The sequence below is a fragment of the Kitasatospora sp. MY 5-36 genome, from assembly GCF_001182915.1.
In the GTDB taxonomy this organism is placed as follows: domain Bacteria; phylum Actinomycetota; class Actinomycetes; order Streptomycetales; family Streptomycetaceae; genus Kitasatospora.
This window is the reverse complement of record NZ_LFVW01000134.1, coordinates 1-22,646: the sequence shown is the minus strand read 5'-3', so window position 1 is coordinate 22,646 and position 22,646 is coordinate 1. Positions and strand designations below refer to the sequence as shown.

The following is a 22,646-nucleotide window of genomic DNA, read 5'->3' as shown; positions in this document are numbered from 1 at the left end:
CGGCCCGGCCGGCGGCCTCGGGGTCCGAGCTCGCGGCCCCGGAGCCCTGACCTGCGGAATCGGGGCCTCGGCCCGCGGAACCGGGGCCGGTGGAGTCCCGGCCCGCCCCGGCGGGGCCGGAGGGGACGGCCGGGTGCGGGGCGAGGGCGCACAGCGCGGAGGACTGCCCCCGACGGCCCAGTTCCCGGTGGAGGTCACGGGCGAAGTTCTGCGCGCCGCCCCGGCGTGAGTCGCTGATCAGGTGCAGGACACGCGGACGGTTTCCGGCCGGATCGGCCGACAAATGGTCGGGCATGGACCGACCTTGGCACAGTGCTCCGCCCGGTACATCCCCTTCGCGCAACCTGATGGTGGCCCATCCGCCCGCGCTTGTACACCGGATGTGCGCCACGGGGCCGCCGTCGTGCGCCGTACGCGACCGCTGTGCGCCCCGTCTCGCCCCCTGCCGCGCTCCGGTCCACCCTGTCGCGCCGGGTCGGCGCCGCCCCGGACCGGCGCGTGCCGGTGTCACATGCGGCGCCACACGCGGTGCCACAGGGGCGAGTTGGAGCGGCCGACCAACCGACTGGCTCGGCTGTTCGACCGGGGAAAGGCCGGTACGCGGAGCGTCCCCGCCCCGCAGGGCCCACGGACGCGGGGCACCGCGGCGGTTACCCGATTCGGGTGAACGCGGTTGGACCTCGGCCCGGCCCGCTCGGCAGGATGTCCGGCCTGGGGCGGCACCCGCCGTGCCGCCCCATCTCCCCCTCCCCCGTACGGATTTGGAGTCACCCGGTGTTCAAGGGATTCCGCAGCTTCCTGCTGCGCGGAAACGTGGTGGACCTCGCGGTCGGCATCGTGATCGGCGCTGCCTTCACCGCCGTCGTCACCGGGTTCGTCAGCGCCTTCCTCACCCCGCTGGTCGGCGTCGCGTCCGGCGCCGTCGGCGACTTCACCCAGAAGACCTTCGACGTGGCCGGCACCCGGTTCCCGTACGGCCTCTTCGTCAACGCGGTCATCGGCTTCGTCCTGACCGCCGCCGTCATCTACTTCGCCGTGGTGCTGCCGGTCGGCAAGCTCCAGTCCCGCTTCGAATCGGCCAAGCCCGCGCCGGCCGCGAAGGTGGACTGCCCGGAGTGCCTGAGCAGCATCCCGGCCGCCGCGACCCGGTGCTCCTTCTGCACCTCCGAGATCGGCAAGCCGGCCCTGCCCGCACAGGCCCAGGCCCTGCAGTCGCACTGAGCGCCGACACCCGGACCAGCGACGGGCCGCCGCCTGATCAGCGGCCGGCCATCGGGCCGACGGCCCAGGTCGCGGGCCTGAACCGGGCCCCGGAGAGCTGACGGGAATTTTATTCCCGAAACATTCACGAGCCCCCGTCGGCTGCTCGGCGGGGGCTCGAATGCGCCCGCGCACGCCCTGTCCGGGAAAAGTTTCTCCGCAGGGCCCCCGACCGTCCACCGGCCGGTCACCACAAGGCCTTCCGGGGCCTCCGTCCGGCTGCCGTTCGACCACTGACGGGGTGCCAAGGTTGTCCGGAACCGGTCGCCGGAATGTCCGTCTTTCCTACTTTCGAAACCTTTGTGCGAGCGAAGACTGTGTAAACACTCGAACTGCTCCCCCTCCCGCTCTCCTCAGCAGGCGCGTTGTGGGCTTACCGTATGCCCCATGACCTCGCCCCGCTCCTACGACGGAGTCGGCTACCCCTCTCCGTCCTACTCCTCCGGCACGCCGATCTACGACAGCCTCGTGGCTGAGCGCGGCGTCCCCCAGATCGCGCCCATCAACGTGCCGGCCGCCCTGCCGCCGGCACTGTCGTCCGGTTACGGATCCGGCCTCGGCCCGTCCTACGAGAACCGGTACGCCAACGGGTACGAAAGCGCCGGCAGCAACCTCCCCGCGCTGCCGCCCGCCCGCCTCGCCCTGGGCCCCGGCCCGAGCAGCGGCCCCTCCGCCGGCCCCGCCACGGCGTACATCCCCGCGCAGCCCGCGCCGGCGTACGCCGCCCCCCAGCCTCCGGTCCCCGGCTACGGCGCCCCCCAGCCGTACCAGCGACCGCAGCCCGGCACCCCCGCCTTCAGCCAGACCCCCGGAGGCGGCTACCAGCCGACCGGCGGCCAGAGCTTCGGCGGCCAGAACACCTTCATCGGCGCCCAGGGCGGCCAGCAGACCTTCGGCGCGCAGCCGGCCGGCGGACCGGGCGGTTTCGGCCAGGGCCAGCCCGCCGCTCCGCAGGGCTTCGGCGGCCAGCAGTCGTTCGGCGGTCCGGCCGCCGGCGGCCCCGGCTTCCAGGGCCAGGGCGGCGACCAGTCCTTCGGCGGTGCCCAGCTGCGCCCGGCCATGGCGCCGGTCGCGCCGGTCCGCCCGACGCAGCCGCAGCGCCCGGGCCCGTACGGCGAGTCCGGCCAGTTCCAGGGCGGCTACCAGCAGCAGGGCCAGGGCTACTGAGCCGCTGACACCCCGAGGCCGTCCCCCCACGCGGCCCGCACCCGCACCACCTGAGCAGCACCCGGCGCCCCCCGTACGCCGGGCGAACGGAGAAACGGGTCATCCACGGACCGCCCGGAACGCCCCCCACGGCGTCCGGGCGGTCCGTGCGCATTTAGGGGGCATTCCCGGCGAACCTCCGCAGGCTGGCAGGATGGAGGAATGCACCTCACCGGACTCCACGTCTACCCCGTCAAGTCGATGTACCGCCTGAGCCCGGACACCGCCGTGGTTCAACCCTGGGGTCTGGCCGGAGACCGTCGCTGGATGCTCGCCGACGCGAACGGACGCTTCGTCAGCCAGCGCGAGGACGCGGCCCTCGCACGGGTGCGGACCGGACTGCTGCCCGACGGCGTCCTCACCCTGACCACCCCCGACGGCTCCCGGATCGAGGTCCCCGCCCCCGCCGTCGCGGCCGGCGACCCGCTCGCCGACGTCGAGGTCTGGGGAACGCGTTTCCGTGCCGCGGAGGCCGACAAGGAGACGCACCGGTGGATCGCCGAACACCTCGGCGACTACCGCCTGGTGCACCTGGACGACCCGCGCGCCCGGCCGGTCGACCCCGAGTACAGCGCGCCCGGCGACAGCGTCTCGATGGCCGACGGCTATCCGCTGCTGCTCACCACCACCGCCTCGCTGGACCGCCTCAACGAGCTGATCGCCGCCGAGAACCCGGACGGCCACGAGACCCTGCCGATGGAGCGCTTCCGTCCGAGCGTGGTGATCGGCGGCACCGAGCCGTGGGCCGAGGACACCTGGCGCCGGATCCGGATCGGCTCGGTCACCTTCAAGGTGGTCAAGCCGTGCGGCCGCTGCATGATCACCACCACCGACCAGGAGACCGGCGAGCGGCGCGGCAAGGAGCCGCTGCGCACCCTGGCCCGGCACCACCGGCTGCTGCGCAAGGCCGCGTTCGGGCAGAACCTGATCCCCGAGCGGCCGGCCGGCGTCGAGGGGGACGAGCTCGGCACGCTGCGGCTGGGCGATGGGCTCGAGGTGCTCGAGGACGGGGCGCACTGGCCCGCCGACGGGCGCTGAGCGCTCGGGCCGGTTCTCCGGGAGAGTGGGCCGCTCCCGCCGACCCTCCGCGCCGGCTGCCGACGGTCGAGTACTGACCACCGACCATCGGATGCCGACCGCCGACCGCCCGTGCCGGAGGGCGGGGCGCATCGGCCCGTGGACCGGCGCCGGGCACGCGCCGCACTCCGAAACCGGCGCGCCCGGACGGAACCACCGCTGTGCGCGCTCGTTGAAACAAGTGGTCGGAACCTGTGGCGGCGCTGAGCGCTACCGGTGTCCGCGCGACCGCGGGCGGCCGGACCACCCACGTGGGCGCGCTACGGTGGGCGGACGGCCCGCGCACCCCCGCGCGTTCGGCCCGTTGATCGCCGGCTCGACGAAGGTGGGGACGACAGACCGTCATGGCTGAGCACAGGGTCCGGGTCACCCAGGACAGCGCATCCCGCTGGCGTCGCCGCGCGGGCGAGTACGACACGCTCGCGGAGGCCCTGGCCGCCGCCGAACCGGGCGACACGGTGACCGTCCGCCCGGGCACCTTCCGGGAGAACGTGCTGCTGGACAAGCCGGTGACGATCGTCCCGGCCCAGGGCCCGGGGACGGTCCGGATCGACCCGCCCTCCGGGGTGGCGCTCACCGTGACCGCCGCCGCCACCGTGCGCGACCTGGTGGTCGAGGGCGGCGACAGCACCACCCCGGCCGTGCTGGTCACCGGGCCGGAGGCGACCCCCTCCTTCAGCGGCTGCCGGGTGGAGACCCGCTCGGCCACCGGCATCGAGGTCACCGGCGGTGCCCGGCCGACCCTGCGCGGCTGCGTGGTCACCAACCCGGGCGGGCTCGGGCTGCGGCTGCGCGGCCCGGACACCGCCGCCGCCTTCGAGGACTGCGAGGTCGCCGCCGCCGGCCAGGCCGGACTGGCCGTCCTCGGCGGCGCCACCGCGGCCCTGGACCGCTGCCGCGTCCACCACGCCTCCGGCGCCGGCGTCCTGCTCTCCGACCCCGGCAGCGCCGCCGAGCTGACCGGCTGCGAGATCTACGAGATCCGCGGCAGCGGCGTGCAGGCCGAGGCGCAGGCGGGCGGGCGGCTGGTCGACTGCGAGATCCACCGGGTCACCGGCAACGGTCTCACCCTGGACGGCGAGGCCGAACTGGTGCTCACCGGCTGCCGGGTGCACGACCTGCCCGAGAACGGCGCCGACCTGCGCGGACGCGCCCGGCTGAGCCTCGCCAACAGCACCGTCCGGGACTTCGGGCGCGGGGCGCTGTCGGTCTGGGACCAGGGCACCGAGGCGGTCGCCGAGTCCTGCGAGATCCACGGCTCGACCGGCGAGTACCCGGCGCTCTGGGTCAGCGACGGCGCCCGGCTGACCCTCACCGACTGCTCGCTGCACGACCTGCCGGACGCCCTGTTCGTCCTCGACCGGGACTCCGCCGCCACCGCCGAGGGCTGCTCGTTCAGCCGGATCCGCAGCTCGGCGGTCTCCGTCAGCGGCGGGGCCACCGTCTCCCTGGCCTCCTGCCGGGTGCAGGAGGCGGGCACCGGGCTCTGGTTCCGCGACCACGGCAGCGGCGGACTGCTCACCGACTGCGAGATCTCCGACGTGGCCACCGGCGTGATCGTCACCAAGGGCGCCGACCCGGTGCTGCGCGCCTGCACCGTACGGGCCAGCACGGACGCCGGGGTGTACGTCTCGGCCCAGGGGCGGGGCACCTTCGAGGACTGCCGGGTCTCGCAGGGCAAGGGCTTCGGCTTCCACATCATCGACGGCTGCCGGACCCAGCTCACCCGCTGCCGGGCGGAGCACAACCAGCGGGCCGGGTTCGAGTTCTCCGAGCCGGGGCCGGTCACCGAGGGGTGCATCTCGGACGACGTCGGGGCGGCTCCGGTGCCGTCCGCTCCCGCCCCGCCCGGCGGCGGGGCGGGGCCGGGATCCGCGGGTGGGCGCGGTCCGGGGCTGGGGTCGTCGTACGGATCCACCGACGTGCCCGCGCCGCGGACCGCCCAACTGACCACGGTGGCCCCACTGTTGGCGTCGGCCGCGGCCGGTTCGGCCGCGATCTCGCCGATCCCGGACTGCCGGCCGGCCGAGGAGGCGCTCGCCGAACTGGACTCGCTGGTCGGACTGGCCACGGTGAAGCAGGAGGTGCGTACACTGATCGACCTGATCTCGGTCGGCCGGCGCCGCCGCCAGGCCGGGCTCAAGGCCCCCTCGCTGCGCCGCCACCTGGTCTTCACCGGCGCACCCGGCACCGGCAAGACCACCGTCGCCCGGCTGTACGGCGAGATCCTCGCCTCGCTCGGGGTGCTCCAGCGCGGACACCTGGTCGAGGTGGCACGGGTGGACCTGGTCGGCGAACACATCGGCTCCACCGCGATCCGCACCGCGGCCGCCTTCGACCGGGCGCGCGGCGGAGTGCTCTTCATCGACGAGGCGTACGCGCTCGCACCCGAGGACGGGGCGCGGGACTTCGGGCGCGAGGCGATCGACACCCTGGTCAAGCTGATGGAGGACCACCGCGACGAGGTGGTCGTCATCGTGGCCGGCTACACCGCCGAGATGGAGCGCTTCCTCTCCGCCAACCCCGGTGTCTCCTCCCGTTTCTCACGCACCATCGGCTTCCCCGACTACACGGCGGACGAGCTGCTGGAGATCGCCCGGTCGCAGTGCGCCGAGCACGAGTACGCGCTCTCCGAGGAGACGGAGGAGGCGCTGCTGGAACACTTCGGCGGGATGGAGCGCGGCCCCAACTTCGGCAACGGGCGCACCGCGCGACAGGTCTTCGAGACCATGGTCGAGCGGCACGCGGTACGGATCGCCCATCTCGCGGACCCGTCCACGGAGGAGCTCCAACTGCTTGTCCCGGCCGACCTGCCCACGGCGCCGCTGCCGTAGGGCCCACTGCGGTAGGGCCGGCGGCCGGGGAACTCGTCGGCCGCGCCGGGCCGTTGAGCCGGGCATGGGTGTGCTGTTGACGGGCGCGGCGGGCGGGTTGCTGCTGCCGGCCGGACTGGTCGTGGTGTTCTTCCTCGGTGCGGTGGTGCGGCGGTTGCGCGCCCGGCCGGCGGTGGGACCCGACGGCGGGCACGGCGGCGGGCGCGGCGACGGGCGCGGCGCGGGTGCGACCGCGACGGAGGAGCTGCACGCGCTGCTCTACCCGAGCAAGCGGGTGCAGCTGGAGCAGCGACGGGTCGAGCTGGTGCTGCGGGACGACGAGCACGACGGCGCGCCGAAGCGGACGGGGATCGACCTCGCGGGCGGTCGGGCGGTGATCCGGCGGGTGGCGGGCACCGGCTGACGGCTGACGGCTGACGACTGACGACGAACAGGCGACAGCGAACAGATAACAGCTGACAGAGTTTGAAATCTGTCAGCTGTCACCCGTCCGCCGCCCGGCGCGTCAGCCCGTCCAGGCGCCGCCGGCCAGGAAGGACTCCATGGCCGCCCGGTAGGGCGCGATGTCGATCCGCTCGCCCGCCAGCCAGTCGTCCGAGTAGTACTTGTCCAGGTAGCGGTCCCCCGGGTCGCAGATCAGGCCGACCACGCTGCCCGTCCGCCCGGCCGCCCGCATCTCGGCGACGATCCGCAGCGCGCTCCACAGGCCCGTCCCGGTGGAGGCCCCCGCCTTCTTGCCGAGCACCTGCTCCAGCACCCGGACGGCGGCGATCGACGCGGCGTCCGGCACCTTCATCATCCGGTCGATCGCCCCGGGGACGAAGCTCGGCTCCATCCGCGGCCGTCCGATGCCCTCGATCCGCGAGCCGCTCTCGCAGACGGCCTCCGGATCGTGGCGCACCCAGCCGTCGAAGAAGCAGGAGTTCTCCGGGTCCGCGACGCAGATCCGGGTGTCGTACTGCATGTAGTGCACGAACCGGGCGATGGTCGCCGAGGTGCCGCCGGTCCCGGCGGTGGCCACGATCCAGGCCGGCTCGGGGTGCGGCTCCAGGCGCAGCTGGGCGAAGACCGACTCGGCGATGTTGTTGTTGCCGCGCCAGTCGGTGGCCCGCTCGGCGTAGGTGAACTGGTCCATGTAGTGCCCGCCGGTCTCCTCGGCGAGCCGGGCGGAGGCCTCGTACACCTCGTCCGAACGCTCGACCAGGTGACACTCGCCGCCGTGGAACTGGATCAGGTCGATCTTGGACTGACTGGTGCTCTTCGCCATCACGGCGATGAACGGCACGCCGACGAGCTGGGCGAAGTACGCCTCGGAGACGGCGGTGGAGCCGCTGGAGGCCTCGATCACCGGCTTGCCGGGCCGGATCCAGCCGTTGCAGAGCCCGTAGAGGAAGAGCGAGCGGGCCAGGCGGTGCTTGAGCGAGCCGGTCGGGTGGGTGGACTCGTCCTTGAGGTAGAGGTCGATCCCCCACTCCGCGGGCAGCGGGAAGCGCAGCAGATGGGTGTCGGCGGAGCGGTTGGCGTCGGCCTGGACCTTGCGCACCGCCTCCTTGAGCCAGGCGCGGTACTCCGGGTCGGAGCGGTCGACGTCGGCGGTCGGCTCGATGCCGGACTGGGTGCTCATGGTCGCTGTCTCCCTCGTGGTGGCCCCCCGATGCTCACTACGAGTGTATGAGAGTCACGATAAGTGACCGTTTTCGAAGAGCCAGCTTCCGCTTATCGCCGTCGGGGCAGATCTGGTCACCGTCGGGGGCGGAACCCATCGACCAGGGCAGACCCGATCGCCGTCAGGGCAGCACCGGCACCGACTGCGGGTCCGCCAGGTACGGCCCCCAGCCCAGCTCGGCCGCGCCCGCGAGCGCACCGTGCGCCAGCTCCGCGCCGACGATCGGCACCCGGCCGCTGCGCCCCCACAGGCTGCGCTCGGCGACCACCGACCGCAGCCGGTCGGGCGCGGCCTCCAGCAGGTGGAGGTGCAGCCCGCTGAGGACCACCCGGTCGGGGTTGAGGATGTTGGCGACGCCCGCCAGGCCGAGTCCGAGCCGGTCGATGACGTGCTCCACCGCCGCCCGCGCCCGGTCGTCCGTCGCGGCGGCCCGGCACAGCTCGCGCGCCTGGTCGAGCAGCGGGCGTCCCGGTTCCGGGGTGAGCCCGGCGGCGGTGAACAGCGCGTCGGGGTCGGTCTCGGAGTTCAGGCAGCCCCGGTTGCCGCACATGCAGGGCCGTCCCTGCGGGTCGACGGTGAGGTGGCCGACCTCCAGGGCGAGGCCGGCGCTGCCGGTGTGCAGGTGTCCGTCGATGACCAGCGCGCCACCGACGCCGCGGTGGCCGGAGGTGACGAAGAGCAGGTGGCGGGCGCCGCGACCGGCGCCGTGCCGGTACTCGGCGAGCGCGGCCAGGTTGGCGTCGTTGGCGATCGCGGTGGGCAGCGGGCGCAGCGCCTTCGGGCCGTGGTCGGCGCGTCCGACCTCGACGTCGTACAGGTCGGCGACCGGGGTGCCGCTGGGCCAGGCGAAGTGCAGCGCGGCGAGGGCGGTGCCGTCCGGCTCGGTGACCGGGTTGGGCAGCGCGAGCGCGGCGCCCAGACAGCGGCGGTCGGTCGCGCGGGCGAGTTCGGCACCGGCCACGGCGACGGCGCGCAGCATCCGGACCGGGTCGATGGCGGCGGGCAGCGGCAGGTGGACGGGCGGGTCGAGCAGTCCGCCGAGGCCGGCCAGGGTGACGCTCAGTCCGTCGGCGTGGATCTGCCCGGCGACCACGACCGGGCCGTTCGGGTCGATCGCGAGCCGGTGCGACGGGCGGCCGCGACCGCCGCCGGCCGGGCGGGAGTCGACGGTGATCAGGCCGAGCGCCTCGAGTTCGGCGGTGACCGCGCCGGCGGTGGCCCGGGTGACGTCCAGTGCGCGGGTGAGCGCCGAGCGGGTCGGCGTCTGGCCGGTGTGGATCAGGGAGAGCGCTGGGCCGAGCAGCGTCCGGCCCCGGTCGGGAGCCGCGCGGCGGTGGTTGTCGCGCTGCGCGTCGGAGTCGTTCCCGGTGCCGGGCCTCGGGCTTGATGGTGAGAGCTGCACGCCCCTATTGTGACTTTGTGTCGCTTCGAAACAAAATCGGTTCACGCACCCGGCCCGATCGCCCCTCCTCCCAGTCTCGCAGCACACCCCCGGTGACGGACAGCCCCTGGGGTCCTGCACGCATCGCCCTCACCGCGTTCTTCGCCGTCGACGGCTTCCTTTTCGCCTCCTGGGTCGTCCGCATCCCGGACATCCGCAGTCAGGTCAGCGCCTCGCACAGCGCCCTCGGGCTCGCCCTGCTCTGCCTGTCCATCGGCGCCGTCCTCACGATGCCCGTGATCGGCCGGCTCTGCCTGCGGTACGGCTCCCGGCCGGTGACCGTCGGCTCGCTCGCCCTGCTCAGCCTCGCCGTGCTACTGCCCGCGCACGCCCACTCGGTCACCGCGCTCGGCGGGGTGCTGCTGCTGTTCGGCGCGGGGTACGGCGGGGCCAACGTCGCGATGAACAGTGCCGCCGTCGACCTGGTCGCGCAGCTGCGGCGGCCCGTGATGCCCAGCTTCCACGCCGGGTACAGCTTCGGCGGACTGGTCGGCACCGGGGTCAGCGGACTGCTCGCCGGCCCGCTGAGCACCGCGTGGGCGCTCGCGCTCAGCGCGGCGCTGGGCATGGCCGTCACCGTCGGCGCGGGCGTCGTCCTGCTGCGCAGCCCGGCGGCGGCAGCGGTCGCACCGGGCCATACGGACCGTACGAGCCACACGGGCCGCACGGCGGAACCGTCCGGGACCGCGCGGCCGGACGCGGGCTCGACCCGCCCCCGTACCCGCCTGCTCGTCCTGCTGCTCGGCCTCACCGCGCTCTGCACCGCGTACGGCGAGGGCGCGATCGCCGACTGGGCCACGCTCCACCTCACCGACGACGTCCGGGCGAGTTCCGTGGTGGCCGCCACCGGCTACGGCGCGTACGCGTTCGCGATGGCCGGTGGGCGGGTCGGCGGCACCTGGCTGTCCATCAGGCTCGGCCAGACCCGGCTGATGCTGTTCGGCGGGCTGACGGCGGCGGTCGGCATGCTGGTCGCCGCCCTGGCGCCGGTGGTGCCGGTGGCGATCTGCGGGTTCGTGCTGGTCGGCCTCGGCCTGGCCAACCTCTTCCCGCTCGCCATCGCCCGGGCCGGTGCGGCGGGCGGGCCGCAGGGCGTCGCGTTCGCCTCCTCGCTCGGCTACGGGGGGATGCTGATCGGCCCGGTGGTGATCGGCTTCCTCGCCGACGCGGCCGGACTGCCGCTGGCCCTCACCACGGTCACCCTCGCGGCCACGGTGGCGGCGCTCCTGCCGCTGTCGGTCGGACGGCGGGTGACGGACGACCGGTGACGGTCGACAGGCAACGGATGACAGGGAACAGCGAACAGATGACAGCCGACAGATAACAGCTGACAGACACTGAAATCTGTTATCTGTCACCTGTCATCCGTCATCCGCCGTGTGACAGGATGCGAGGCCATGACGACCAGCGAACGCTTCCAGGTACTGCGGGCGGGCGAGCGCCCGGCGACGGCGTGGCTCAACGGGGGCGGGGTGACCAGGGAGGTCGCCGGCTTCCCGGCCGGCGCCGGACTGGACGCCTTCGACTGGCGGGTCAGCCTCGCGGACGTCGCCTCGGCGGGGCCGTTCTCCCCGTTCCCCGGGATCGACCGGGTGATCACCCTGGTCGAGGGCGCCGGCATGGCGCTCACCGTCGACGGTACCGAGCAGCTGGTCGACGCGCCGTTCCGGCCGTTCGCCTTCTCCGGCGACGCCACCACCGACTGTCGGCTGCTGGCCGGCCCGGTGGTGGACTTCAACGTGATGACGCGCCGCGGGCGGGTCGAGGCCGCGGTCGACCTGGCCACCGCGGCCACCACGGTCGACGTCCCGGACGGGAGCACCGCCCTCCTGGTCTGCCTCGCCGGCACCGCCACCGTCCACGGCGCCTCCATCCACGGCGCCTCCGTCGACGGCGGCACCATCGACGGCGTCGAACTCGCCCGCTACGACGCCGCGTTGCTCGACACCCCGGGCACGTACGAGCTGCGCCCGGACGGCACCACCGCCGTCATCGCCTTCCGCACCGCGCCCTGAGAGCCGGTCAAGGGCCGCACCACCGAACAGCGGCGCTCCCACCCCCCGGGACCACCCCGGGGGCAGGAGCGCCGCCGCCGCTTCACCCGCAGAACACCGGCGTGGCGTGCCCCGGATCCAGCGCGTTGGCGACCAGGTGCAGCGCCGTCGGCGAGAACGCGATCCCGACGTGCTCCACCAGCGAGACCGGGCAGTGTTCCTGCACCACCTGGTTGTCGACGCCCGGGCCGCTCAGGAACTGGGTCCGCCACGGGGTGACGACTTCATCGAGGACCGTCGAGATCACCGTGTAGCGCACGCCCGGTACGGTGTCGGGCCGGGAGGCCATCACCATGTTGAAGTCGGAGCCCACCGCCTGGTCCCGGCAGGCCTTGCATACCGTGTAGACCAGGTCCGCGACGCCCGGGAAGTACGGCACCAGGTTGGTGATCCCGTCGAGCGTCGTGCCGTGGTTGGACGGCGCCAGCCCGATCAGCCTGCCGACCTTGGAGCCGCCACCGAGGAACTTGAGGTAGTAGTTCGGCAGCATGCCGCCCTGCGAGTGCCCGACGATGTCGACCTTGGCCGCGCCGGTCGCGGTCCGCACCAGGTCCACGAACCGGCCGAGTTGGGCCGCCGACTCCGGCACCGGCCCGAGGCCGCCGATCGGCAGCAGCAGGCCGCTGCCGCTGGAGGTGACACCGGGGATCATCCCGTAGTCGAGGGCGAAGACGCAGTACCCGAGGCTCTTCAGCAGCGGGGAGAGCGCCAGCCAGTTCTCGTAGCGGTTGGCGAAGGTACCGTGCACCAGGACGACCGGATCGGGGTGCGCGGTGGTCGGCCGGCAGGTCCAGTCGTTGGCGCCGGGCGGCGAGGCCACCGTGTCACCGTCCGGCGGCAGTTCGGCAGACGAGGCGGACGCTGCGGCCGAGCCGGACGAGGTGGACGCTGCGGCCGAGGCGCTCGCGACGGGCACGGCGGCGCTCGCCGGCGACGTCGCACCGGCCAGCACCGCCCCCGCCAGCAGCAGCGCACCCAGCGCGCCTGCGCCCCTGCGGCGCACCGGAGTTGCGGAGAAGCGGAGAAGTGGGGTTCTCAACTGTTGCCTCCACAGCGGAAGTTTGTTACCAACAGGTAACCCGAGGGCACCATCATGCGGTCGCCCCTCCGGCCCGGCCCTTGGGCGTCCCCCAGACCTGGACGGTGTTCTCTGTGACCGGTCACAACGCACCCCACCCCGCGCTCCCGAACGCCTCCGACCGGACACCGGACTGGCACGTCCCGGTGATCGGCGGGCTCCCGGCCGACCAACGACTGCTCGGCGGCGTACGGGAGCTGGCCGAGACCGTGGTCGCCGCCCTGCTGGAGCGGGTGCCGGTCTACCGCCGGCTGCCGCGCGAACAGCTCACCGGCGAGCTGACCCGGGACACCGAGCGCCGCATCCGCGCCCTCGCCCACACCGTACGGACCGGACTCCCCGCCCCCGCCGAGGAGTTCACCGCCGTCCGGGAGGCCGCCGCCCGGCGGGCCGAGGAGGGCCTGCCGCTGGACGCCGTCCTGCTCGCCCACCACCTCGGACTGGAGGTCTGCTGGGAGTTCGCCACCCGGCACGCCCGGGACGACGACGCCGCCGACCTGCTCGCCCTCAACCGGCTGCTGCTCGACCAGCTCCGCCAGGCCGTCACCGCCGCCGGGGCGGGCTACCTGGACGGCCGCCGCCCGGCCACCGGCCGACGGGACTCGGCCCGGCACTCCCTGCTCGGCGCGCTGCTCGCGGGCACCCCCGCCGACGCGGCCGCCGAGCGCGCCGGGCTCCGCCTGCCCACCGGGTACGCCGTACTCTGCCTGTCCCTCGCCGACCACCCCGACGAGCACTCCCCCGGTGTCGATCCGGGTATCGCCGCCCTCCGCAAGCTCCGCCGGTTCGAGGCCGAACTCGACCACCGCACCCGGCAGTCGGCGCTCACCGCGCTCACCCCCACGGGCGGCCTGGTGCTCGTCCCGTTCGGACCGTCACCCGGTCCGGACGAGGACGGGGCCGGCGAGGCGCCGTGGCCACTGCTCGCCGCCGCCCTCGCCGCGGCGGCCCGGGCGGCCGGCGTTCCCGTCCTGGCCGGGGCCGCGCCCGCCACCCCCGCCGAGGTGCCCGGCGCGGCCGCTCTCGCCTACGAAGTCCTCGACGTGGCAAGGGCGTTCGGCCGACCGCCGGGGCTGCACCGGCTGGACGACGTCCTGCTGGAGTACCAGCTCACCCGCCCCAGCCAGGCCCGCTCCCGGCTCGCCGCCCTGCTCGAACCGCTCGCCGACGCCGGGGAGTTGCTCATCACCCTGCACACCCACCTGGCCGGCGGCCTGAACCGCCGCCACACCGCGAGCGCCCTGCACCTGCACCCGAACACCGTCGACTACCGGCTGCGCCGGATCGCCGCACTGACCGGACTGGATCCGGCCCGCCCCGCCGACCTCCCGCGGATCGCCGCCGCCATCGCCGCCCGTACCGCCGAACAGGCCTCCCTCGCCGGGTAGTTCGGGACGGCTGCCAGCACCGGGCCGGTGCCCGGCGACCGACTTCAGCCCTGCTCCCCCGGCAGCCGCAGGTCCCAGCCGACCAGGGCACGCAGCTGCTCCGCGGTCACGCCGTCCGGCACCGGCTGCGGAGCGTCGTGGCGCAGCGGCGGCTGCCAGCCCTCCTCCTCGGTCCAGCGGCGCACCACCTTGGCCGGCGCCCCGGCGACCACGCTGTGGTCGGGAACGTCGCCGCGCACCACGGCGCCCGCCGCGACCACCACGTTGCGGCCGATCCGCGCCCCCGGCAGGATCACCGCGCCGGTGCCGATCCAGCTGCCCGTGCCGATCTCCACCGGTTCGTTGCGCGGCCACTGCTTGCCGATCGGCAGCTCGGTGTCCCGGTACTCGTGCGACTGGTCGCTGATGTACACGCCGGGGCCGGTCCACACGTCGTCGCCGATGACGATCGACTGGTGGCCGACGATGTGGCTGTCCCGGCCGATCACGCAGCCGCCGCCGATCCGCACGATCGGCTCCGGCCCGAGGTCGAGCCCGGGCAGGAAGCCCGCGCTGATGGTGACCCGCTCGCCGATGATCGAGAACGGCCCGATGGTGATCCACTGCTCGTTGAACACCGCCCCGAGCGGGAAGCTGAGCGTCGTGCCGTCCCCCAGCTCGCCGAACCGGTACGGGCCGGGGTTGCGGCTGGTGACCGCTCCGGTCCGCTGCACCCAGCGCCAGCCCCGGTGGACGAGGCGTCCGGCGGCGCGGCGGCCACCGGTCCGGACGGCTGAGACGAGCGAACGGGTTATCGGCATGCGCTCACGTTACCGGCCCGTAGCATCCGCCCGTCCGCCGGGAGGCAACCGGAGGAATGCCCGAAATCCGCGACCGGCGGACGGGCCGCGATGGAAGACTCCGTCCCATGGAGATCACCGAGCACATCGACGCGCTGCGCCGCGAGGGCACCAGGCTCGCCGAGGCCGCGGCCCGTACCGAGTTGTCCGCCCCCGTACCGACCTGTCCGGACTGGCAGCTGACGAAGCTGCTGCAGCACATCGGCTCCGTCCACCGGTGGGCCGCCGCGATCGTGTCCGGAGGCGCGCCGACGCCGCCGGACGAGGCGGACGCGCAGGCCGCCGTCGGGCCGCTGCCCTCGGACGCCGCGCTGCTCGACTGGTACCGCGAGGGCCACGCCGCCCTGGTGGACACCCTCACCGCGGCGCCCGCCGACCTCGAGTGCTGGACCTTCCTGTCCTCGCCCAGCCCGCTGGCGTTCTGGGCCCGGCGCCAGGCGCACGAGACCGCCGTGCACCGCCGCGACGCCGACGCGGCCGCCGGGGTGCCCGGTCCGGTCGTGGACACCGCGCTCGCCCTCGACGGCATCGACGAACTGGTGAGCGGCTTCACGACCCTCGGCCGGTCCAAGCTGCGCAGCGACCGGCCGCGCACCCTCCTGGTCCGGGCCACCGACGGCCCCGGCTCCTGGCACCTGACGATCACCCGGGAAGCGCCGGTCGTCACCACCGGCGAGGGCCCCGAGCCGGCCGATCTGACCCTCGCCGGCCCGGCCCACGAGCTCTACCTGCTGCTGTGGAACCGGCTGTCCGCCCAGCAGGCCGGGGAGGTCAAGGCGATCGGCGACCAGAGCCTGCTCGCCCTCTGGAGCGAGACGGCGGCGGTCCTCTGACCGTGCCGGCCGCGACCCCTGCGCACGGGTCGTCACGCCCGGGGGCGGCGACGCCCCCGGGCGAACGGGCACCCGGGAAACCCGGCCCTCAGCGCACCCAGCGCGCGGGCCGCTTCTCCAGGAACGAGCGCATCCCCTCCTGCGCCTCCGCCGAGCCGAAGAGCCGCGCCGACAGCTCCACCAGCTCCTCCGCGTCCCGCTCGAAGGAGCGCACCACCTCGGCGTTGGCCAGCCGCTTCGACTCCGCCAGGCCCTGCGGGGAGCCCAGGCGCAGCGCGTCCAGCAGGCCCTTGAGCGCCACGTCGGTGGCCTCGGCGGAGTCGGTGGCGCTGGTGATCAGCCCGATCCGGGCGGCCTCGGCGGCGTCGAAGACCTCGCCGGTGAGGTAGTAGCGGGAGGCGGCGCGCGGGTCCAGCTTCGGGCGCAGCGGCAGCGAGATGACGGCGGGCGCGAGGCCGAGCCGCACCTCGGTGAAGGCGAAGGTCGAGGCCGGTCCGGCGACGGCGAGGTCCGCCGCGCCGACCAGGCCGAGGCCGCCGGCCCGGACGTGGCCGTGGACGACGGCGATCACCGGCTTGGCGCAGTCCACGATCGCCCGCTGGAGCTCGACCAGGCCGCGCGGGCCGACCGTCGGGTCCGCGCCGGTCGCCTCGGAGAGGTCCGCGCCCGCGCAGAACACCTTGCCGGTGTGCCCGAGCACCACGGCGCGGACCTCCGGGTCGGCCGCGGCGGAGGCCAGTCCGGCGTGCAGCTCGGCCATCAGCCGGGTGGAGAGCGCGTTGCGGTTGTGCGGCGAGTCGAGGGTGAGCGTGGTGACGGCGTCGGCGGTGCTGACGTGGACGAGGGGCGCTGCGCTGGTCATCGGCGGGGCCTGCCTTCCGGCTGAGGGTGGGTCGGACTGCGGGCGCGGTCCGAGAGGTGCCCGGACGACGCCCGGACGACTCTGGCACGCCCACCCGCCCCTCGGCCAGAGCGAGCCGGAGCGCCCGGGCCGTCGGGCTTGCCTGCCCGAGGGGGCATGGATCAGGATCCGTCCCATGACCACCTCTCACCTCACCCGCATCACGGAGCCGCCCGGAGTCGCGCCCGGCACCGGCTACACCCAGGTCGTCGCCGGAAGCGGCCGACTGGTCCAGGTGTCCGGGCAGGTCCCGTTCGACGAGAACCGGGACCTGGTCGGCCCGGGGGATCCGAAGGCGCAGGCGCGGCAGGTCTTCGAGAACCTCCGCCGCTGCCTGGCCGCCGCCGGGGCCGGGTTCGAGGACGTCGTGAAGTTCACCTACTTCATGACCGACATCGCCCACCTCGCCGTGGTCCGCGAGATCCGCGACGAGTACCTGGGCTCCGTTCCGCCGCCCGCCTCCTCCGCCGTGCAGGTCTCGGCGCTGTTCCGGCCCGACGTGCTGATGGAGATCGAGGCGATGGCGATCGTCCGCGAGTAGCGGGAGCGGCGGGAGCAGCAGGGAATAGCGGAGCGACGGGGGCGGCGAGACGGCGGGAGCATCGGGGACAACTCCCAAGTGGTACAGACCTGTTGACGCATTGGTCCAGTCCTCCTACAGTTCCCATGCCTCGCCTCCCCACGGCACAGGCATCGATCGCACACGGATCAACCGCACGGATCAACCAAGGTTCTACGTCACCCTGTTCAACCCCCACAGTCACAGGGAGAACCATGTCCGCTCGATCCCGGGCCGGGCGCCCGCGCGTGCGCAGCAGACTGCTGGCACTGCTCTCCGTCCTGCTCCTGCCCCTCGCCGCGCTCACCGCGCTGGCCGCCCCGGCGAACGCCGCCGGAAAGCTCACCGCCACCTTCACCACGGCCGACAACGGCTCCTGGTGGCAGGGCACCTACATCGTCCACAACGACAACGCGACCGCGGTGAGCGGCTGGACCCTGGAGTTCGACCTCCCGGCCGGCGTCACCATCGGCAACAGCTACAACGGCACCGCCACCGTGAGCGGCCGGCACGTCACCGCCACCGCGGCGTTCTACAACTCCACCGTCAACGCCCACGGCACCACCGAGCCGTACAGCTTCTGGTTCGTCGGCAACGGCCCGGTCACCGCCCCGCTCAACTGCCGTGTCAACGGCGACAAGTGCGACGGCAGCGCGGACGTCCCGCCGTCCGCGCCGGGCACCCCGACGGTCACCGAGTCCACCGCGCACACGCTCGCCCTGAGCTGGCCGGCCGCCACCGGCGGGGACTTCCCGGTCGCCTCCTACGACGTGCTGAGCGGTAGCACGGTGCTCGCCTCCAGCCCGTCCACCGGCGTGCTGGTCACCGGCCTCACCCCGGCCACCTCGTACACCCTGACCGTCCGCGCCAAGGACAGCCGCGGCAACACCGGCCCGCTCAGCGCGGGTGTCACCGCGTCCACCTTCGACCCGTCCACCGACACCTCGCCGCCCACCGCACCGGCCAACCTCCGGGCCACCACGGTCGGTTCGACGGACGTGACGCTCGCCTGGAACGCCTCCACCGACAACGTCCGGGTGGCAGCGTACGACGTCTACCAGGGCGGCACCCTGGTGGCCACGGTCACCGGCAGCACGCTCGGCGCGACCGTCGGCAGCCTCTCCCCGTCCACCGCCTACACGTTCACCGTGAAGGCCCGGGACGCCGCCGACAACGCCTCGCCCGCCTCCGCCCCGCTCACCGTGACCACCTCGGACCTGGTCGGCGCCGGGAAGTACGCCCGGGTCGGCTACTTCGTCCAGTGGGGCATCTACGGCCGCCAGTACTTCGTCAAGAACCTGGACACCTCCGGCGCCGCCGCCAAGCTCGACGTCGTCAACTACGCCTTCGAGAACATCGATCCGGTCAACCTGACCTGCCAGGCCGGCGTCACCAAGGGCACCACCGCCAACCCGGAGGACCCGGACCAGGGCACCGGCGCCGGTGACGCCGACGCGGACTACGGCCGGGCGATGAGCGCCGACCAGTCGGTGGACGGCGTGGCCGACGACGGCTGGGGCAAACTCCGCGGCAACCTCAACCAGTTGAAGAAGCTGAAGGCCAAGTACCCGAACCTGAAGGTGGTCGTCTCGCTCGGCGGCTGGACCTACTCCAAGTACTTCTCCGACGCCGCCGCCACCGACGCGTCCCGCCAGAAGTTCGTCAAGTCCTGCGTCGACACCTGGATCAAGGGCAACCTGCCGGCCTACAACGGCGCCGGCGGCGACGGCGTGGCAGCGGGCATCTTCGACGGCATCGACCTCGACTGGGAGTGGCCCGGCTCCGCCGACGGCCACCCGGGCAACCACTGGAGCGCCAACGACAAGGGCAACCTGACCCTGCTGCTGGCCGAATTCCGCAAGCAGCTGGACGCGTTGGGCGGCTCGCACAAGCTGCTCACCGCCTTCACCCCGGCCGACCCGGCGAAGGTCGCGGCCGGCTGGGACCTCTCGAAGATCTTCGGCTCGCTGGACATCGCCAACGTCCAGGGCTACGACTTCCACGGCTCGGGCAGCGACAACTCCTGGGAGCCGAACCGCACTGGCCACGCCTCCAACCTCTACCAGGACCCGAACGACCCCTACGCCACCCACTTCAGCGTGGACACGGCCGTCCAGACGTACCTGAACGCCGGGGTCAACCCGCGCAAGCTGACCATCGGCTTCCCGTTCTACGGGCGCGGCTGGCAGAGCGTCGCGGACGGCGGCGCGAACGGCGCCTGGCAGTCCGCGAACGGCGCCGCACCCGGCCAGTTCAGCGACGAGGCCGGCACCCGCGGGTACAACAACCTGATCACCAGCCTCTCCGGTCTCAAGGTCTACCACGACCCCAAGGCCGTTGCGACGTACGGCTACACGGGAGCCGGCGGGCAGTGGTGGACCTTCGACGACGCCTGGTCGATCTCGCAGAAGACCGCCTACCTCAAGTCGAAGAACCTGCTCGGCGGCATGATCTGGGAGATGTCCGGCGACACCCCGTCCGGCACCCTGATGTCCGCACTGGACACCGGGCTCAAGTAGCGCTCCCCGCAAGGGAAGCGGGGCCGGTGCCCCTCCCGCGCACGGAGGGACACCGGCCCCGCTCCACAACGTCACGAGCTCACGACGCCACGGCGGCCGCCCTACCGCGAGGCCATCGACGCCAGCCGCCGCGCGGCCCGGTACTGCCGCAGCACCTGGGCGAAGGAGGTGTGCCCCTGGGTGGTCCGGGCGAAGGCCCGCCAGGCCGGCGGCACCAGGCAGACCGCCGCGTGGAACAGGTACGGCCGCCGCTCGAAGGCGCCCAGCAGCTGCTTGCCCGCGCGCATCTCCACGCCCAGCCCGGCCTTGACCGCGAACGCGTAGTTCAGCGCCTCCCGCCGCACCGCCGCCGCGTTGCCCGCCTCGGCGACCTGCACCGCCCACTCGCCGGCCAGCCGGCCCGAGCGCAGCGCGTACGAGATGCCCTCGCGGGTCCACGGCTCCAGCAGTCCGGCCGCGTCCCCGGCGACCAGCACCCGGCCGCGGGAGAGCGGCGAGTCCTCGGTCCGGCAGCGGGTCAGGTGCCCGGACTCGACCTGCGGGGTGAACCCGGACAGGCCCAGCCGGCGGATGTAGTCGGCGAGGTACTGCTTGGTCCGCTCGCCGTCGCCGCGCGCCGAGATGACGCCGACGGTCAGGCTGCTGGTCTCGGTCTTCGGGAACACCCAGCCGTAACTGCCGGGCAGCGGGCCCCAGTCGAGGTGGATCCGGCCCGCCCAGTCGGCCGCGACCTGGGCCGGCACCGGGATCTCGGCCTCCAGGCCGAGGTCGATCTGGTCGAAGGTGACGCCGACGTGCCGGCCGATCCGGCTCGCGCTGCCGTCCGCGCCGACCACCGCGCGGGCCTCGAAGGTGCGCCCGTCGGCGGCCGTCACCAGGGCCGTCCGGTGCTCCCCGCCGCGCTGCTCGACGCCGGTGACGGTCACTCCGGTGACCAGCACCGCCCCGGCCTGCTTGGCCGCCTGCACCAGGCGCAGGTCGAACTCGTCCCGGTTGACCAGGCCGAACAGCATCCGCTTGGACCGCCGCGTACGGGTGTACCTCCCGTTGTAGGCGAAGGTGACGGCGTGCACCCGGTCCTGCAGCGGCAGCCGGAAGTCCGGCGGCAGGCTGTCCCGGGAGGGGCCGATGATGCCGCCGCCGCAGGTCTTGTACCGGGGGTGTTCGGCCTTGTCGAGCAGCAGCACCCGGCGGCCCTGGGCCGCGGCGGCGTGCGCGGCCGAGGAGCCCGCCGGTCCGGCGCCGACCACCACGACGTCCCAGACGCCGTCCAGCGGCGCGGCCGCGTCGTCGGTCGGACCGCCCTCGGCCGGGCTGTCGAGCGGGCTACGGGAATCGGAGCTTCCGGAGTCAGTCACGTCGAGCAATCCTATGCGTCCGGCCGCGCCGTTCGAGCGCGCCGCCCCCGCACCGGCGCCACCCGGTCGTACGGCCCGCCCGAAGGCGGCCCCTTCCCCTGAGGCCCGGTCCGCGGCCCACCCTCGGAACTCCCTGTTCCGCTCCACCTATGATCGGCACTACCGCAAACCGCCTCCTCCGCCCACACCACCCCAAGGGCGGACCGTCCCCCCGGAGCCCCGATGTCACAGCCCCTGGCCGACGCCGTCCGATCCCTGATGGACCGTGCCCGCACCGACCTCGCCGAGCTGGTCGCCTTCCCGTCGGTCGCCGACCCGCGCCAGTTCCCGGTCGAGGAGTGCGAGAAGGCCGCGCGCTGGGTCGCCGACGCCTTCGCCGCCGAGGGCCTGACCGGCATCCGGCTGCTGGACACCCCGGACGGCACCCAGTCCGTCTACGGCGAGCTGCCCGGCCCCGAGGGCGCGCCGACCGTCCTGCTCTACTCCCACTACGACGTCCAGCCCCCGCTGGACGAGAACGCCTGGCACAGCCCCGCCTTCGAGCTGACCGAGCGCGACGGCCGCTGGTACGGGCGCGGCGCCGCCGACTGCAAGGGCAACATCCTGATGCACCTGACGGCGCTGCGGGCGCTGCGTCAGGTCCACGGCGACGCCTACCCGGTCGGCCTGAAGATCATCGTCGAGGGCTCCGAGGAGCAGGGCACGGGCGGTCTGGAGCGCTACGCCGAGGCCCACCCCGAGCTGCTCGCCGCCGACGCCATCATCATCGGCGACACCGGCAACTTCGCCCCCGGCCTGCCCACCGTGACCACCTCGCTGCGCGGCATGACGATCGTCGAGGCCACCGTCACCACGCTGGCCGGCAACCTGCACTCCGGGGCCTTCGGCGGCGCCGCCCCCGACGCGCTCCAGTCCCTGGTCCGGATGCTGGCCTCGCTGCACGACGAGAACGGCGACGTCGCGGTGGCCGGCCTGACCGCCGACCAGACCTGGACCGGCGTCCAGTACCCGGAGGAGCAGTTCCGCTCCGACGCCAAGGTGCTCGACGGCGTCGCCCTGACCGGCACCGGCACCCTCGCGGACCGCCTCTGGGCCCGCCCGGCCGTCACCGTCCTCGGCATCGACGCCCCGCCGGTGATCGGCGCCACCTCCTCCGTCCAGGCCACCGCCAAGGCCCTGATCAGCCTGCGCGTCGCGCCGGGCACGGACGCGGGCGCCGCCCAGGACGCCCTGGTCGCCCACCTGGAGGCGCAGGTCCCGCTCGGCGCCCGGCTCACCGTCGAGCGCCAGGGCAACGGCGCCCCGTTCCGCGCCGACACCAGCGGCCCGGCGTACGAGGCGATGGGCGAGGCGATGGCCGAGGCCTTCGGGACGGCCATGGTCGCCTCCGGCGAGGGCGGCTCGATCCCGCTCTGCAACACGCTGCGCTCGCTCTACCCGCAGGCCGAGATCGTGCTGATCGGCGTCGAGGAGCCGACCACCCAGATCCACGCGGTCAACGAGAGCGTCGACCCGCGGGAGCTGGAGCAGATGGCCCTCACCGAGGCGCTGTTCCTCCGCCGCTACGCCGAACTGCGCTCCGTCTGACGGACCTTCGCAGCGACGTCCCGAGGCTCTTCGCGGAGGACGTCCG

The 22,646-nt window shown here is 73.9% G+C and carries 18 protein-coding genes and 1 pseudogene; 12 read left to right on the top strand and 7 right to left on the bottom strand.

Annotated features, from left to right (window positions below; genetic code table 11):
- Positions 1 to 295: pseudogene (locus AE652_RS48055) on the bottom strand (hypothetical protein); the annotation flags it as partial.
- A gap of 479 nt (positions 296 to 774) precedes the next feature.
- On the opposite strand from AE652_RS48055, the gene mscL reads away from it, so the two are divergent.
- From mscL to AE652_RS10450, 5 genes are all read left to right on the top strand, one after another.
- On the top strand, positions 775 to 1,221 hold the full coding sequence (gene mscL, locus AE652_RS10470; RefSeq protein ID WP_049650971.1) for a large conductance mechanosensitive channel protein MscL: 447 nt from the start codon (positions 775 to 777) through the stop codon (positions 1,219 to 1,221).
- Between the two features lie 426 nt (positions 1,222 to 1,647).
- Positions 1,648 to 2,427: a DUF6643 family protein gene (locus AE652_RS47340; RefSeq protein WP_053112032.1), complete on the top strand. Its 780-nt coding sequence runs from the start codon at positions 1,648 to 1,650 to the stop codon at positions 2,425 to 2,427.
- A gap of 201 nt (positions 2,428 to 2,628) precedes the next feature.
- Entirely contained in the window at positions 2,629 to 3,504 is an 876-nt protein-coding gene (locus AE652_RS10460; RefSeq protein WP_049650970.1) for an MOSC domain-containing protein, read from the top strand.
- A 383-nt stretch (positions 3,505 to 3,887) separates the two neighbouring features.
- Positions 3,888 to 6,377, top strand: a complete 2,490-nt coding sequence (locus AE652_RS10455) for a right-handed parallel beta-helix repeat-containing protein (RefSeq protein WP_049650969.1) — start codon at positions 3,888 to 3,890, stop codon at positions 6,375 to 6,377.
- Between the two features lie 64 nt (positions 6,378 to 6,441).
- Positions 6,442 to 6,780 carry a DUF6191 domain-containing protein gene (locus AE652_RS10450; RefSeq protein ID WP_053112031.1) on the top strand — a complete coding sequence of 113 codons (339 nt, stop codon included), beginning with the start codon at positions 6,442 to 6,444 and terminating at the stop codon, positions 6,778 to 6,780.
- A 102-nt stretch (positions 6,781 to 6,882) separates the two neighbouring features.
- On the opposite strand, the gene AE652_RS10445 is transcribed toward AE652_RS10450, so the two are convergent.
- Entirely contained in the window at positions 6,883 to 8,001 is a 1,119-nt protein-coding gene (locus AE652_RS10445; protein ID WP_049650968.1) for a PLP-dependent cysteine synthase family protein, read from the bottom strand.
- A gap of 163 nt (positions 8,002 to 8,164) precedes the next feature.
- Positions 8,165 to 9,445, bottom strand: coding sequence for an ROK family protein (locus AE652_RS10440; protein ID WP_082345642.1), 1,281 nt, complete (start codon positions 9,443 to 9,445; stop codon positions 8,165 to 8,167).
- Here AE652_RS10440 and AE652_RS10435 point away from each other — a divergent pair.
- Positions 9,430 to 10,752: an MFS transporter gene (locus AE652_RS10435; RefSeq protein ID WP_082345641.1), complete on the top strand. Its 1,323-nt coding sequence runs from the start codon at positions 9,430 to 9,432 to the stop codon at positions 10,750 to 10,752. The two genes, AE652_RS10440 and AE652_RS10435, sit on opposite strands and share 16 nt — an antisense overlap.
- Before the next feature lie 129 nt (positions 10,753 to 10,881).
- Complete coding sequence (locus AE652_RS10430; RefSeq protein WP_049650966.1) at positions 10,882 to 11,499, top strand: HutD family protein; 618 nt, start codon at positions 10,882 to 10,884, stop codon at positions 11,497 to 11,499.
- 82 nt (positions 11,500 to 11,581) lie between these two features.
- Here the strand turns inward: AE652_RS10430 and AE652_RS10425 are convergent, their stop codons facing one another.
- A complete protein-coding gene (locus AE652_RS10425; protein ID WP_234348333.1) occupies positions 11,582 to 12,577 on the bottom strand; it encodes a triacylglycerol lipase in 996 nt (331 codons plus the stop codon).
- A gap of 113 nt (positions 12,578 to 12,690) precedes the next feature.
- On the opposite strand from AE652_RS10425, the gene AE652_RS10420 reads away from it, so the two are divergent.
- On the top strand, positions 12,691 to 14,004 hold the full coding sequence (locus AE652_RS10420) for a CdaR family transcriptional regulator (RefSeq protein ID WP_049650965.1): 1,314 nt from the start codon (positions 12,691 to 12,693) through the stop codon (positions 14,002 to 14,004).
- Positions 14,005 to 14,048: 44 nt separating this feature from the next.
- Here the strand turns inward: AE652_RS10420 and AE652_RS10415 are convergent, their stop codons facing one another.
- The gene (locus AE652_RS10415) at positions 14,049 to 14,804 is read right to left on the bottom strand and encodes a DapH/DapD/GlmU-related protein (protein ID WP_049650964.1); all 756 of its coding nucleotides are present in this window, start codon (positions 14,802 to 14,804) and stop codon (positions 14,049 to 14,051) included.
- A gap of 107 nt (positions 14,805 to 14,911) precedes the next feature.
- On the opposite strand from AE652_RS10415, the gene AE652_RS10410 reads away from it, so the two are divergent.
- Positions 14,912 to 15,676 (top strand): maleylpyruvate isomerase family mycothiol-dependent enzyme, encoded by a 765-nt coding sequence (locus AE652_RS10410; protein ID WP_049650963.1) that lies wholly within the window; start codon positions 14,912 to 14,914, stop codon positions 15,674 to 15,676.
- Positions 15,677 to 15,764: 88 nt separating this feature from the next.
- Here AE652_RS10410 and AE652_RS10405 read toward each other — a convergent pair whose 3' ends face one another.
- Positions 15,765 to 16,538 (bottom strand): enoyl-CoA hydratase family protein, encoded by a 774-nt coding sequence (locus AE652_RS10405; RefSeq protein WP_049650962.1) that lies wholly within the window; start codon positions 16,536 to 16,538, stop codon positions 15,765 to 15,767.
- Positions 16,539 to 16,713: 175 nt separating this feature from the next.
- On the opposite strand from AE652_RS10405, the gene AE652_RS10400 reads away from it, so the two are divergent.
- Together AE652_RS10400 and AE652_RS10395 are read left to right on the top strand one after the other, a co-directional pair.
- Positions 16,714 to 17,118, top strand: coding sequence for a RidA family protein (locus AE652_RS10400; RefSeq protein WP_049650961.1), 405 nt, complete (start codon positions 16,714 to 16,716; stop codon positions 17,116 to 17,118).
- A gap of 233 nt (positions 17,119 to 17,351) precedes the next feature.
- Positions 17,352 to 19,655: a glycosyl hydrolase family 18 protein gene (locus tag AE652_RS10395; RefSeq protein ID WP_049650960.1), complete on the top strand. Its 2,304-nt coding sequence runs from the start codon at positions 17,352 to 17,354 to the stop codon at positions 19,653 to 19,655.
- Between the two features lie 101 nt (positions 19,656 to 19,756).
- Here the strand turns inward: AE652_RS10395 and AE652_RS10390 are convergent, their stop codons facing one another.
- A complete protein-coding gene (locus AE652_RS10390) occupies positions 19,757 to 21,013 on the bottom strand; it encodes a geranylgeranyl reductase family protein (RefSeq protein WP_079272936.1) in 1,257 nt (418 codons plus the stop codon).
- Between the two features lie 222 nt (positions 21,014 to 21,235).
- Here AE652_RS10390 and AE652_RS10385 point away from each other — a divergent pair, with 222 nt between their 5' ends.
- Positions 21,236 to 22,600, top strand: coding sequence for a dipeptidase (locus AE652_RS10385; RefSeq protein ID WP_049650959.1), 1,365 nt, complete (start codon positions 21,236 to 21,238; stop codon positions 22,598 to 22,600).
- Positions 22,601 to 22,646: the final 46 nt, after the last annotated feature.

Excerpts from the sequence above, each read along its gene's own strand:
- AE652_RS10410 (WP_049650963.1), top strand. The coding sequence starts at position 14,912 with ATGGAGATCACCGAGCACATCGACGCGCTGCGCCGCGAGGGCACCAGG.
- AE652_RS10435 (WP_082345641.1), top strand. The coding sequence starts at position 9,430 with ATGGTGAGAGCTGCACGCCCCTATTGTGACTTTGTGTCGCTTCGAAAC.
- AE652_RS10415 (WP_049650964.1), bottom strand. The coding sequence starts at position 14,804 with ATGCCGATAACCCGTTCGCTCGTCTCAGCCGTCCGGACCGGTGGCCGC.
- AE652_RS10430 (WP_049650966.1), top strand. The coding sequence starts at position 10,882 with ATGACGACCAGCGAACGCTTCCAGGTACTGCGGGCGGGCGAGCGCCCG.
- AE652_RS47340 (WP_053112032.1), top strand. The coding sequence starts at position 1,648 with ATGACCTCGCCCCGCTCCTACGACGGAGTCGGCTACCCCTCTCCGTCC.
- AE652_RS10400 (WP_049650961.1), top strand. The coding sequence starts at position 16,714 with ATGACCACCTCTCACCTCACCCGCATCACGGAGCCGCCCGGAGTCGCG.
- AE652_RS10405 (WP_049650962.1), bottom strand. The coding sequence starts at position 16,538 with ATGACCAGCGCAGCGCCCCTCGTCCACGTCAGCACCGCCGACGCCGTC.
- AE652_RS10455 (WP_049650969.1), top strand. The coding sequence starts at position 3,888 with ATGGCTGAGCACAGGGTCCGGGTCACCCAGGACAGCGCATCCCGCTGG.
- AE652_RS10385 (WP_049650959.1), top strand. The coding sequence starts at position 21,236 with ATGTCACAGCCCCTGGCCGACGCCGTCCGATCCCTGATGGACCGTGCC.
- AE652_RS10460 (WP_049650970.1), top strand. The coding sequence starts at position 2,629 with ATGCACCTCACCGGACTCCACGTCTACCCCGTCAAGTCGATGTACCGC.
- AE652_RS10445 (WP_049650968.1), bottom strand. The coding sequence starts at position 8,001 with ATGAGCACCCAGTCCGGCATCGAGCCGACCGCCGACGTCGACCGCTCC.
- AE652_RS10395 (WP_049650960.1), top strand. The coding sequence starts at position 17,352 with ATGTCCGCTCGATCCCGGGCCGGGCGCCCGCGCGTGCGCAGCAGACTG.
- AE652_RS10450 (WP_053112031.1), top strand. The coding sequence starts at position 6,442 with ATGGGTGTGCTGTTGACGGGCGCGGCGGGCGGGTTGCTGCTGCCGGCC.